The sequence below is a fragment of the Micromonospora sp. HK10 genome, assembly GCF_000982955.1.
Lineage (GTDB): Bacteria > Actinomycetota > Actinomycetes > Mycobacteriales > Micromonosporaceae > Micromonospora.
Map to the genome: position 1 here is coordinate 129,884 of NZ_KQ058828.1, position 12,520 is coordinate 142,403.

A 12,520-nucleotide genomic window follows, 5' to 3' on the forward strand; every position below is an offset into this window, starting at 1 on the left:
CGGGAAGGAAAGCACCGTGCGGATTAGTCCCCACCAGCTCCGACACCGCGTCCCGCTCGCCCTGCTGGTCTGCGTCGGCACCGTCCTGACCGGCGTACCCGCCAACGCCGCGCCGACCGCACCGGCGGCCGACAGCCGGCCAGCGGCCCAGCTCGCCGCCGACACCAGCCCGCCCAGCCGGCCTTCCGGCCTGCGCAGCACCCGGCTGACCTGCCAGTCCGTCACGCTCTCCTGGTACCCCTCCTGGGACAACGTCGGCGTCGCCTTCTACGACATCTACCACGACGGCCAGCTCGTCACCTCGGTCCCGGGACGGACGCTGACCGCCACGCTCAACGTCGTGCAGGGTGTCACCTGGGGCTGGTACGTCAATGCCCGCGACGCCGCCGGCAACGTCTCGCAGGCCAGCTCCACGCTCTCGGTCACCCCGCCGTTCTGCCAGCAGGACACGTCTGCGCCCAGCACGCCGACCAACCTGGCCGCGACGGTCAACGGCACGGACGTGACCCTCACCTGGTCGGCCGCCACCGACAACGTCGCGGTCACCGGCTACACCATCCTGCGCAACGGTACGGCGGTCGGCTCCACCACCGGCACCGCCAGCAACCCGCCGGCGACCACGTTCACCGACGCCGGGCTGACGCCCGACACCGACTACCGGTACACGGTGACCGCCCGGGACGCCCAGGGCAATGTCTCGGCCGCGAGCGCCGCGGTCACCGCGCACACCGGCTCGGGCTGCACGAGCCCGGTCTGCGGCGCCACGGTGATCACCACCGAGAAGGACCTGCCCTGGGGCCTGGTGCAACTGCCCGACGGCACGGTCCTCTACGGCCGGCGCGACCTGTTCGACATCGTCGCCATGAACCCGGACGGCACCGACAAGCACAGCATCGGCACCGTGCCGAACGTGGCCGGCACCAACGGCGAGGGCGGCGTGCTCGGGCTGGCCGTCTCGACCACCTTCACCACCGACCGCTGGCTGTACATCTACCACACCACCACGACCGACAACCGGATCGTGCGCATCCGCTACGACGGCACGCTGCAGGCCAACACCGAGCAGGTGCTCGTCACGGGAATCCCGCGCAACAAGTACCACAACGGCGGCCGGCTGCGCTTCGGCCCCGACGGCAAGCTCTACGCCGCCGCCGGCGACGGACAGGACCCGGACGTGGCCCAGGACACCAACAACCTGGGCGGCAAGGTGCTGCGGCTCAACCCCGACGGCACCGTGCCGGCGGACAACCCGTTCGGCAACTACGTGTGGAGCTACGGCCACCGCAACCCGCAGGGTCTCGCCTTCGACTCCCAGGGCCGGCTCTTCGAGCAGGAGTTCGGCAACAACGTCATGGACGAGACCAACATCATCGTCAAGGGCGGCAACTACGGCTGGCCCGCCTGCGAGGGCACCTCCGGCGACTGCGCCAACCCGAACTTCAGGGCCCCGATCCGGACGTACCCGGTGGCCGAGGCCTCGTGCAGCGGCATCGCGATCGTCCGGGACGTGCTCTACATCGCCTGCCTGCGGGGCAACCGGATGTACCGTGCGGAGATCAGCGGCAACACGCTCACCAACGTCCAGCAGTACTTCGTCGGGACGTATTTCCGGCTGCGTACCGTCGAACCGACCCTCGACGGCAACCTGTGGCTCACCACGAGCACCGGCGGGGACAAGGACAGCACCCCGAACAACAGCAACGAGAAGATCCTCAAGGTGACCCTCGGTGGGGCGGCGTCCGGCCCCACGAGCTGAGGACGAGCCGGGAATCCGGCACCGCCAGCCCTCGGAGGGTGTCCGCGTCGCGCGGGCACCCTCCGAGCGGTCCGGGCCAGGGAACTATCGGGTGAGGAGATCGCGACGATCGGCGTCGATCGTGGCGAGCCGGGCGTGCACGTGGGCGGCCCGTTGCTCCAGCCGGGCCTGCACGTCCCGCACCAGTTGCATGGACCGGGCGACGTTCCGCTGGGCCTGCTTGATCCGGTCTCGTACCGCGAGGTCGGTGAAGATGTTGTCGAACCAGACGTCGACGAACCGGGTCAGGCCGTCGACCGACAGCTGCGGGGCGGTCAGCGCCATCCCCGGGACGTCGGCGAGTTCGGTTCGCAGCACCGCGAGGCAACGGTCGGCGCGGGCTGCGGCCTGTGCCGCCTCGTCCAGCCGGGAGTGTTTGATCGCGCTGCTGATCGCGCCGCCGCCGAAGAACGTGTCGTAGGTCGACCAGCCGGACGCGTTGTCAAGCATGTTCCGTACCTCAGTCAGGGCCTGCCACGCGGTGCGTGCGGCCTGCTTGGCCTCGGTCAGCTCGTGCAGTTCGGCGGTGAGCCGTCCCCGCTCGTCGGCCAACGCCAGCAGCCGCGCCCGGCGCGGGTCGCCGGACTCGTTCAGGTGTCGCTCCTTGGCATCGAGTACGGCGGCATAGTTGCTCGGCGCCGCGGCGAGCTGACCCAGCCGCGCCTGTGCTGCGCGGTGCTCCCGTCGTAGCGCCTCAAGCCGGCTCTCGGCCTCGGCTACCCGGTAGCGCGCGGCGTCGGCCTCCGCACGTTCACGCGCCAGCGCGTCATCCCGGGCGCCGCGTAACGAGGCCAGCACCCGGGTCAGGGAGAGGCCCTCCAACCGCTCGACGTCCTCCTGCTCGCGGGCGTGCCGTGCGCGCAGCGCGGCGAGCTGCGTGCTCAGCTCACCTGTACGGCGGTGCAGGTCCGCGCTGCGCCGGGTGGTCACCTCGTGCTCACGGAGCGCCTCGGCGGCCGAGGTCAGCCGCTGTTCGATGTCGTCAGCCACACCACCCATTTGACAAGGACGGTGCAAGGGCACCGTCGGCCGCCGACGAAGCAGCTGTGCCGCGCCGGGCCGGATCCCCGTCTCCCGCCGTCGGGCCAGCGCATGGACGACTCAGGGCACGGTGATCGGGATGACGGCCTCGGGGTCGTTGATAGTGACCCGCCCGTTGAACGGGGGCGCTTGCGAGACGGACACGTAGTGGTTGCCGAGGTTGACCGGATCGTCGACCAACACCGGTTTGTCGGCGGCCACGAAGGTGAACCGCCTCGAAGTGTGCGACTGCGCCCGAGGGCCGGGTACGCCGCAGACGAGTGTCGTTTGATCTGAGCCTGCCCGAACGGTGCAGCCGTCCCAGTCCTCGCCCGCGGGCTGGACCTGCTTGGGCAGGACGAGCAGGATCTCCAGCTGAGCGACGTCAACGATGCCGTCATTGCGCACCGTGACGGTCATCTGGCCCGTGAAGCCGTTGTCCTGTGGCCGGAACGACAAGCTCGGCGGTGCGACGGACAGCAGCGCGGTGGGTGGGCGCGGCGGGAACGCGGTTGGGCCGTCCACCTGCCGGAACCGTCCGTCCTGCCAGGCGTACACGCGCCATTGGTTCGGCACCGTGTTCTGCCCGCCGTCGCTGTACTCCTTGGAGACCAACACCGCGATACGGCCGCCGTCGCGAGCCTCGAGATAGTCCATCATCGCCAACCCGTCCTGCGTGCCGACGACCCGGCCGATCAGCTCCAGTTCCTGGCCGCTGCGGCGGAACGCGACGATTTGTCGGCCGCCCGCCTCTGGCCCTTCCCCGCACGTCAAGTGGGCCACGTAGTCCTCGGCACCGTCGTGGTCGACGTCAACCGTGACGTACGACAGGACGTTCACCGGGCGGTGCGCGGCATCGCGCTGGTACTGGCCATCCCTGAGGGTGACGCGGCCCGTGGGGCACGTGGCGTCCGCGGCGGCGCCCCAACTGGGTACCGTGATGGTGGCCGACTTCAACGGGCCCAGGTCCGGCCCGCCGCTCTGCTGCTCGGTCGGCAGGACAGTCGGCGATGGTGCGGGCTCTACGGCCGGCGGCCGCGGCGGGTGGTCAGGCCAGACGGCGACGGCGACGCTCAGCGACGCCGCAGCGAGTCCGGCCATGGCGGCGGTGACGGTGCGGCGGACCCGGATCTGGCGGGACGTGGCCAAGGCCCGCTCACGCAGGTCAACGGCTTCGACCTCAGCGGCGATCTCGCTCAGCCCGCGGCGCATCTCTCCGCTCACGGTGACGCCGGCGAGCTCCGGCGCGAGCACCCGCAGCCGCTCGAGTGCCTTCGCGGTCTGGCTTTTGATGGTGCCGACGCTGACACCCAGGGTTTCGGCCGCCTGCGCCTCGGTCAGGTCGTCGAAAAACCGAAGGACGAGGACTGCGCGCTGCTTGGCGGTAAGACGGGACAAGGCGCTGTGCAACGACAGTCGCAGCGCCGTCTGCTCGGCATGGTCGGTCTGGATTGCGGGCCGGTCAGGCACGACACCGGGGAACGACTCAACGATGCGGCGCCGCCGCCAGTGCGACACCTGCAGGTGATACATCGTCTTGCGGGTATACGCCTCGGCGTTGCCTGTTGCGTGCAGATTCCGCCACGCACGATGCGTGAGTCCGAGCGCGGACTGCACGAGATCCTCGGCCAGGTGCTGGTCGCCGGTCAGCCGGTACGCCAAACGAAGCAGCGCCGGCGTCCTGGCGCGCACGAACGCGTCAAAGTCAGGAGCCGGAGCGTCCACGTCCACCTCATCTCGACTGAACATTGGGTGACCTACCAGCCAAGACGACCGTCAGACGGGAAAGGTTGGGACCTCTCGAAGAAATTCTGCGGTTGCGTCCAGGGGGTGGTGTACGACCTGCCCTTGGTGGGCGTGTTGCGTCGATAGGAGACGTGGCCGTCACCGATGGCGGCCACCTGGTGATTCACCCCGCAATTGACTAGGTTGCCCTCACCGTGGCCGATTCTCACCCGGGGAGTGGCAGCCGTGCGGCAAGAGCAGAAGACCTTTCAGGCGATCGAGGTCGGCGACGGCGGCGACGGGCGGTGGGCCGCCCACGCCCGGGGCCTGTGGCAGGAGATGGAGGGCCTGCTGACCGAGGAGGGCCGGACTCCGGAGGGCGCGGATCGTGTTCGGGCGCTGTTCCGTGCGCGCATGCCGGAACTGGTCCCGGTTCTGGACAGCCTGGCCGGCCAACTCGACCGACCCGAGGCGGACGTCTTCCTCACCCACGCGGCACTGCGGCCGTTCTCCCAGGCGTGCACCCAGATCGGCCGGCACGGCACCCTGCTGCGCAACTATGACCTACGGCCCGATCAGTGCGAAGGAACCATCGTCTCCTCCTGCTTCCTGCGCCCGGTGATCGGGATGCAGGACATGCTGTGGGGCTTGCTGGACGGGATGAACGACGCCGGTCTCGCGATCTCGCTCACCTGGGGCGGACGTTCCGTCTACGGACGCGGCTTCGCCATTCTCATCCTCGTGCGCTACCTGCTGGAAACGTGCGACACCGTCGATGAGGCGGTCGACCGGCTGCGATTTCTACCAGTCGCCGTCCCCCAGAACCTCACCCTTGTCGATCCCACCAGGGCGGTGACGGTGTTCGTGGGTCCGGATATGTCACCGACGGTGGCACCGGATGCCTGCGCCGCCAATCACCAGCACCTGCCGGTGACCGACGAGCAGGAACGGACCATGCGGACCCAGGAGCGGCTGGGCGCCATCCGCGCCGCGGGCGCGGACGTGGCGGCGATGCTGAAGTCACCGCTTTATCGATCCGTCGACGAGCAGGGGTCGAGAACTCTCTACACAGCCCGCTACCAGCCCATCGAGGGCCGTGTGACGTACTACTGGCCCGGCGAATCCTGGCAACAGTCCTTCGGCGACTTCGCACCTGGATCCCGCACCGTGACCTTGGGCCGGACCACCTGAGACGCTTTCCGGACCCCTTCCTCACCCTGATGACGATCCCTGTCACCTGCGGGCACGGGCCAGTTCGACCTGGTAGTCAGTGCCGTGCAGCAGCAGGGTGTCCGCGGTGCAGCGGTACTTTTCCGGGGTGTCGGCGGACGCGAGGTCGGTGGTGCGCCGGACCGTGCCGTCCACGCGCAGGACCACGGTGCCGCGCGGGGTCCAGTCGTGGTAGGTGATCGTCGATTCGTTCACCTGGTAGGAGCCGGTCGCGCCGCCCTGCACCGTGATCTCCAGCAGGTGACCGGCCGACGTCGCGCGTAGTGGTGTGGCTTGGGCGTAGTCGATCGTGATCGTGCCGTCGGCGTGGAAGGTCTGCCGAGTGCCGCTACCGGTGAACCGAACCTTGCCGAAGTCGGCCATGTCGAGGTCGAGGACGTCGCTGGTCTCGGTCCAGTCGCCGACCAGACATGACTGGGCGGTCATCGCGGTCTGCTCGCTGTCCACCGGGTCCCAGTACTCGATGTTGTGCGGCACGACGACGACCGCCGCGGCGAGCAGTACGGCGGTGAGCAGCGCGATCGTAACCAGTACCGGCCGGGATGCGGCCCGCGCCGGGCGGGGGCGGCGCAGCCGGCGGCCGATCAACGCGCCCAGCAGTACCGCCGGGATCGCCACGGCGAGTCCTCTGGCGAGCTGGGTGTGTACGAAGCCGGCGAGCTCGGCGGCGGAGAAGACGGGCGGGGTGCAGCGACCGGTGCCGCCGGCCAGTTGAATGCACCGGGTCACCGTGTAGGTGGCGATCAGGCCGATGCTGGCCATGACGGCCACGACGGTGGTGGCCAGCGCGCCCAGCGCGGGCCGGGCGGCGTGGCTGCGGGCGGCCACGACGGTGGCGGCGATCGCGGCGGCCGCTACGGCGACGGCCCAGTATGTGTTGAGGAAGACGAGCCCGAAGAACGGCGGCATGTCCGCGGTGATCGGCGGCGTGGCCCGCACGGGTGCGGGCAGGATGGCTTTGGCCGTGAACGCGGCGGCGATGCCGAAGATGACGACGGCCAGTCCGGCCGCCGCGCCGACGCGCAGGGCGGTGCCGAATGCCGGCTCGTCGGCGGCCGGTCCGGCTCCGGTCGCGCTGCCGCCGACCGTGGCGCCTGTGGTCGCGGTGTCGGCACCGCGCAGGTCGCCGGGCTGTGCCGCCCGGTGCGGGCGCAGCAGCGCGGGAACCGCCCACAGGCCGATGACCGCGACGCTGACCAGCGGGTTTTCGATCACGTACAGCAGCGGCAGGTACTGGGTGCCGGTGATCTGCGACAGTGTGGCGAACCAGCCGATGTCACCGCCAGGTTCGGGAATGCCGCCGGGCAGTACGGCTACGATCAGGCCGCCCTGCAGGAAAGAGTGCCACAGCGCGAACAGCGGCGCGCCGAGGGCGACCGAAGCGGTCACCACGACCGCCTGCGCTCGGCCGCGCCGTGTCGTACGCAGACCGCGCCGGGCGGCCGACTGCGTCCAGGCCGCCAACGCCGCACCACCGATGATCAGTAGTGCCAGGCCGATCAGCAGGCCGGGGCGGTCCAGGGCCGAGCCGCTGGTCGTGGCCGACAGCAGGGTCAGCGGCAGCGCGGCGGCGTATCCGACGGCCAGTGCGACCGGTGGGATGAGCCAGGCAGCTGTCCGGGGCGGGCGGTCGGGGTCTGCGACAGCAGTCCGCCACATCGCGGCGGCCAGCACCCCGGCGGCAAGGACCCCTGCGGGAAGGCCGCTGAGCGTCAGGCCGAGTACCGCGTTCGGCGTGACGCTCGCGGCGAGCAGGCTGGCGTTGAGCGCGGCGAGCGCGGTGGTGAACCCGACGCCGATCATCTCCCATACGCCCGTGCGCAGCAGCCGGTCCGGGGAGTCGATCGCGGCCAGACGCGCCGCCGGCGACGGGTGGGTGCCGACCCGGGATGTCAGCCGCCGCCATGCCCCGGCTGGTTCGGGCATGGCGGCGATCACGGTCCGTAGCGCCGCGCCGGACGCGACGGTGCCGGCGCGCGCGTCGGCGTGCAGTTCACGGATGCGCAGGATCGCGTTGCGGGTCAGGTAGACGACGACGGTCAGGGCGGCCACCGCGCTCACCTGGTAGGCGATCTCGAGGCCGTGTCCGGCGAACCGGTCGGCCGACCAGTGCAGCGGTGTGTAGAACAGTGCCGGGTGGATGAGCAGCGCCGTGAACGGCAGCAGCCCGACGAGCACGAACGCGCGCCACAGGGCGATGCTGAAGTAGGTGCGGGCGACGTCACGGTTGCCGAGGTGGGCCAGCTCGTGCCGCACCACGGCGCGCACCGCGTCCGGATCCGTCCCGTAACGCATGATCAGCCCGGCGTCGAGCACGACCGCGGGCCGCCAGGGCAGGCCGAACGCCTGGCCGCCCGCGGTCGCGGCGCGCGGGTCCAGCAGCCAGCGCGGCGGGCGGGCCAGGCCGACCTGCGCGGGCAGCCGGTCCAGGTCGGCGATGAGCTGCACGCTGTCGGGGCCGTCCAGCGGCAGCAGGCCGCGGCTGCGTGCGATCCACCACGGGTGCAGCAGGTACAGCAGGGCGGCGAGCAGGAACACCAGCCCGACGCCGACGCCGATCCACGCCGCCTGGTCCAGGTACAGCGGATGCGTGCAGCGCATCAACCGGCCGGCGGCCGGGACCAGCCGGTCGGTGAAGTCCGCGGTCGTGACGACGGGCCGGTCGAGCCTGGACTCTTCGGCGCCGAAACAGGCGGTCATGACCGTCTGGAACAGGCGGGCCTTGGCCGGTACCGCCAGATACACCCAGCTGTACACCGACACGCTGGAGGCCAGGACCGCTGCCACCAGCAGCAGGAACCGGGTCGAGGTACCGGCCGGGGCGCGGTCACCGGCCAGCGCGCGGTCACCGGCCGGGGCGTGGTCACCGGCCAGGGCGCGGTCACCGGCCGGAGCCGTCACCGGCCGCGCCCTCGCAGGACGCCCTCGCCGACTACGGCCACGGCGAGCCGGTCGGCTCGCTCGGGTTCCATCGCGGCGTGCCGGACCAGCACTGACTCGACGATCCTGGCGACCTCGGCCCACTGCGCGGCGGAGAGTGCCAGCTCATCGGCGCCCTCCGGCTCGATCGGCGGCGGGCCGGCAGCGTGAGCGCCCGTGTCCTGCCCGGCAGGGCCGGCGGTGACTGCCGGGCCGGTCGGGGACTGCTTCTTGGCGAACAGTCTGCGCAGCGCAGCCGTCGAGGCGGCCCCGCCGCGCAGCACCGCCTGCCCGCCCAGGTAGGCCAGGATCTCGACGGACGCCTCCATCAGCACCGGCACCAGCAGCAGCTCCAGCCCCGTCAGCCCGAACTGCAGCGGCCGACCCTTGGCGTCCTGCCCGGCCAGCGCCCGGGTCGGATGGTCAAGGTAGGACCGTGCCTGCTGGGCGAAGATCAGCCGGGCCGGGGACTGCTCGGGCTCCACCTCCACGATGCGGTCGAACATCAGCCTCGCCAGCTCTACGGCGGCCTGCTCGTCTACTGAGGAAGTCCCGCCCATGCCGCATCGTCCCCTATCGCCGCGCTGGTGCTGACCGGCGCAATTGTAGAGATCCCGCACGCCAACCGAGGCTGACCGACCGTGACCGAAACCGGACAGCCGAATGACTTGTCTCGATGTGGTGGCAAGGGCCGATGAGGGGCGGCCGCGGGTCGATGCCGGGCTTCGTCACCGGGCTGTGCGTCGCCCGCGACACCGGAGACAGCGTCGTGCTGGCCAACACGACGCGCAGCCCGGCGCCCGAGCACCTCGTCACCGCGCTGTTCGCCGGGCTGGAGGAGCACGAGCCCGCATCCGTCGAGCCGTGGTCGGCGTCGGGTGACGCGTCCGGGCGACGACCACTACGGCGGCCGGTGGCGAGCGTTGTTCATGATGAAGTCGTGATTCGCTTCGTGCTGAACGTGCTCTGGCTCATCTTCGGTGGCGGCCTCGTCCTCGCCGCCGGCTACGGCATCGCCGCGCTGATCTGCTTCGCCCTGATCATCACGATCCCGTTCGGTGTCGCCTCACTGCGCCTGGCCGTCTACTCTCTGTGGCCCTTCGGGCGCACCCTGACGGCCAAGCCCGGCGCAGGCCTTGCTTCCGGGTCGGCGAACGTCCTGTGGGTCGTGCTGGCTGGCTGGTGGCTGGCCCTGTCCCACATCGTCGCCGGTGTCACCCTCTGCGTCACGATCATCGGCATTCCGTTTGGCATCGCGAACTTCAAGCTCGTCCCCGCCGCGTTCTGGCCGCTCGGACGGGAGGTCGTCGACGCCCCATAGCCCGTTGCCGATGCCACCGCGACAGACACCAGCAGCAACCGAGGGAAGACAGCGTCGCGGCTTGCCGCGTCGATGACCAACCATCGCCAGCGCCAGCGCCAGGTCGGGTGTCCGACAGGGGTTGCGGCGACCTATCTCCGCAGCGGCCGCGCGTCTACGCTCTGTCACAAGGCGAACGCTGGACACCGCTATGCGAGCGGAGGCGGAGCGGGTGGCGAAGCTGAGCGAAGCCGAACGCAACGTGCGGTTCTGGCCGGTCGAGTTGAACGAGCCGGGGCTGGTTCTCGGCCTGCCGCCGGCCACGCCGAATCCACGGCAGGGATCCGGGCTGCCGTTCGGCGCCGCCGCGGAGACCCGGGCCTACGCGCTGGTCGGCCCAGAAGCGACGATGACCGGGCTGGCCGAGCGGTTCCTCGAGACCGTGATCGTTCCGCTGACCGCCACGCTGCCCGCCGACAGCCCGTTCAAGGCCGTACCGGACCGCTCCAGCCTGGCGAGGGCGCTGGCGCAGGTGTGCGCGACGACCGTCAGCGCGCAGGAGAGGTACGTGCTGGAATGGCGGACCGGCACACTCTTCCCGCTCCCGATGCAACGGTCGGCCACCGGCTGGCTGGTTTTTCTCGACAAGATCCAGCAGGCGCCGGCCGGCAACCTGCTGGTGCCCGACCCGACCACGGTGCCGGCCCGCGACCTCGTCGGCCCGACCCCGATCACGGTGGTGCCGGACCCGGAGCGGGAGGCCCAGCCGGAGCCGCCCTCGGCGCTGACCGCCCAGGTGACCGCGCTGATCGGCGGCAAGACCCCGGAGCAGGTCGCCACCGCGCTGGCCCACGATCTGCTGGACAACCCGTACGCGACCTGCCTGCGGGTGGTTGAGGCGCTGATCCAGCTGGAGGCCCGCGCGGCCGCCGACGGCAAGAAGTTCGCCGCCGCGATGGTCGCCGCGATGCTACCGCCGCAGCTGTCGGCGCTGGCCGCCACGACCGGGGGCAACGCGGTGCTGCGCCGGTGCTGGGCGCGGCTCACCTCGGCCGACCCGATGTTCGAGCCGGCGTCGCAGGCGCTGGGGCTGGTGGTCCGCACGCCGGCGCAGGGCACCACCCGGCGGGAGTACTTCCCACCTCAGCAGCGCCGGCCCGGCGTCGTGCCGATCGAGCCGCCGCTGACCAAGGATCAGACCACCGTCAAGGGCCACGTGGTCGGCGGCGTCGCCCTCGGCCGGCGGCAGACGTACGGCTGGACCGAGGTTTTCTGGCCCGGGCCCTTCGCCTCCGGCGTGGTCGCCGTGCGGGTGTTCGACACGGCGCACGGAGCCGGCGTCCCGTGGCCGACCGGTGCCCGCCCTGACCTGATCGCCGCGCGGCGCCACGTGGTCGCGACGATCGGGCCGATCGAGGGGCAGATCGACGCCGTCCGGCTGGCCGACACCGCGCTGTTGTCGATCGGCACCCAGCAGTGGTCGTTCCACGTCGACAACGAGGGGACCGTCCTGCTCGAGCACTTCCGCCGGCGGGCCCCCGACCACTACGACGTGTTCTTCGGCATGTACGACCTCGGTCTGGCGGTCTGCGACGCGACCGGCCGGATCAGCGCGGACGAGCCCGCCGTGGCGTCCCAGCCGGATCGGAAGGTGCCGGCCGACGCGGTGCGGGCCGCGAACCCGCACGCGTTCACCGCCGGCGCCGCGAACGCCGCGCGGGACTACTACCCGACGTTCGTCACGATGGTCCAGGCCCGGCCGGACGGTGACCCGCTGGTGCTGGATGCGCCGACCGGCAAGGACCGCCGGGACACACCCCGGTTCGACTTCTTCGGGTGGGCCCGGTCGGGATCCAAGGGCATCGGGTCACCGCTGTGGGCCGCTCGCTGCACCATCGCCCTCCAGTCGTCGCAGGCGTTGCAGGAAAGTGAGCTGGCGGTCGCCGCCTTCCGGTTCACCCGGGTCCTCGACGACGAGCGGATCTGGGCGGCAGACTGGACCACCGGGACGCCGACGGTCAAGGACCGCAAGCCGTTCAAGCCGCCGGTGTCCGGTCTCGGCGGAGCGCCCCGGGCGGGACGGATCGGCCTCCGGGTCGCCGAGGGCTGCCCGGCGGCCGGCCACACGGTGAGCCAGCTGTTCCCGTCCGAGTACGGCGCCGCGCTGCTCCTGGACGCGCACATCAACGCGCCGAACCACCAGAAGGCCGCGATCATGCGTGCCTGGCAGCGGACCGTGGACGCCTTCCTGGCCGAGGCCACGGCGCAGCTGACCGCCGAGACCGGCCAGGCGCCCACCGCCGACCAGGCGCTGGCGCGGGCCGGCACGCTGATCCACGTGGGGGCGACCGAGCAGCTCAGCGAGCCGTTCTTGCGGCGGTTCGCGGTCAGCTACGCGAGCCTGCGCGGGTACACCGAGTCGGGTAGCCGGACCGTGGTCTTTCCCGACCGCAGCTTCGCGCTCGGGTTCGAGCACGACCTGCACCTGTCGCCGCTGAGCGGCACGTTCACCGGCTGGGCCTGACCCATGA

General features: G+C 71.2%; 7 protein-coding genes and 1 pseudogene. 4 read left to right on the forward strand and 4 right to left on the reverse strand.

Features of this window, described 5'->3' with window-relative positions:
- Positions 1-16 precede the first annotated feature (16 nt).
- Positions 17-1,756, forward strand: a complete 1,740-nt coding sequence (locus tag LQ51_RS16105; RefSeq protein ID WP_231605763.1) for a PQQ-dependent sugar dehydrogenase — start codon at positions 17-19, stop codon at positions 1,754-1,756.
- Positions 1,757-1,840: 84 nt separating this feature from the next.
- On the opposite strand, the gene LQ51_RS16110 is transcribed toward LQ51_RS16105, so the two are convergent.
- Together LQ51_RS16110 and LQ51_RS33970 are read right to left on the reverse strand one after the other, a co-directional pair.
- A complete protein-coding gene (locus LQ51_RS16110) occupies positions 1,841-2,785 on the reverse strand; it encodes a hypothetical protein (RefSeq protein WP_156313101.1) in 945 nt (314 codons plus the stop codon).
- A gap of 1,248 nt (positions 2,786-4,033) precedes the next feature.
- Positions 4,034-4,564: pseudogene (locus tag LQ51_RS33970) on the reverse strand (SigE family RNA polymerase sigma factor); the annotation flags it as partial.
- A gap of 222 nt (positions 4,565-4,786) precedes the next feature.
- Between LQ51_RS33970 and LQ51_RS16120 the strand changes: the two are divergent.
- Entirely contained in the window at positions 4,787-5,731 is a 945-nt protein-coding gene (locus LQ51_RS16120; RefSeq protein ID WP_046566601.1) for an acyl-coenzyme A--6-aminopenicillanic acid acyl-transferase, read from the forward strand.
- Between the two features lie 42 nt (positions 5,732-5,773).
- Here the strand turns inward: LQ51_RS16120 and LQ51_RS16125 are convergent, their stop codons facing one another.
- A complete protein-coding gene (locus tag LQ51_RS16125; protein ID WP_046566603.1) occupies positions 5,774-8,671 on the reverse strand; it encodes a M48 family metalloprotease in 2,898 nt (965 codons plus the stop codon).
- Positions 8,668-9,195: a hypothetical protein gene (locus tag LQ51_RS16130; protein ID WP_046566604.1), complete on the reverse strand. Its 528-nt coding sequence runs from the start codon at positions 9,193-9,195 to the stop codon at positions 8,668-8,670. Before LQ51_RS16130 ends, LQ51_RS16125 begins: the two co-directional genes overlap by 4 nt.
- A gap of 434 nt (positions 9,196-9,629) precedes the next feature.
- Here LQ51_RS16130 and LQ51_RS16135 point away from each other — a divergent pair, with 434 nt between their 5' ends.
- Positions 9,630-10,010, forward strand: a complete 381-nt coding sequence (locus LQ51_RS16135) for a YccF domain-containing protein (protein ID WP_156313111.1) — start codon at positions 9,630-9,632, stop codon at positions 10,008-10,010.
- Between the two features lie 190 nt (positions 10,011-10,200).
- Positions 10,201-12,513, forward strand: coding sequence for a hypothetical protein (locus tag LQ51_RS16140; protein WP_046566605.1), 2,313 nt, complete (start codon positions 10,201-10,203; stop codon positions 12,511-12,513).
- The last annotated feature ends 7 nt before the right edge of the window (positions 12,514-12,520 follow it).

Coding starts and splice junctions, on each gene's coding strand:
- LQ51_RS16130 (WP_046566604.1), bottom strand. CDS start 9,195: ATGTTCGACCGCATCGTGGAGGTGGAGCCCGAGCAGTCCCCGGCCCGG.
- LQ51_RS16140 (WP_046566605.1), top strand. CDS start 10,201: ATGCGAGCGGAGGCGGAGCGGGTGGCGAAGCTGAGCGAAGCCGAACGC.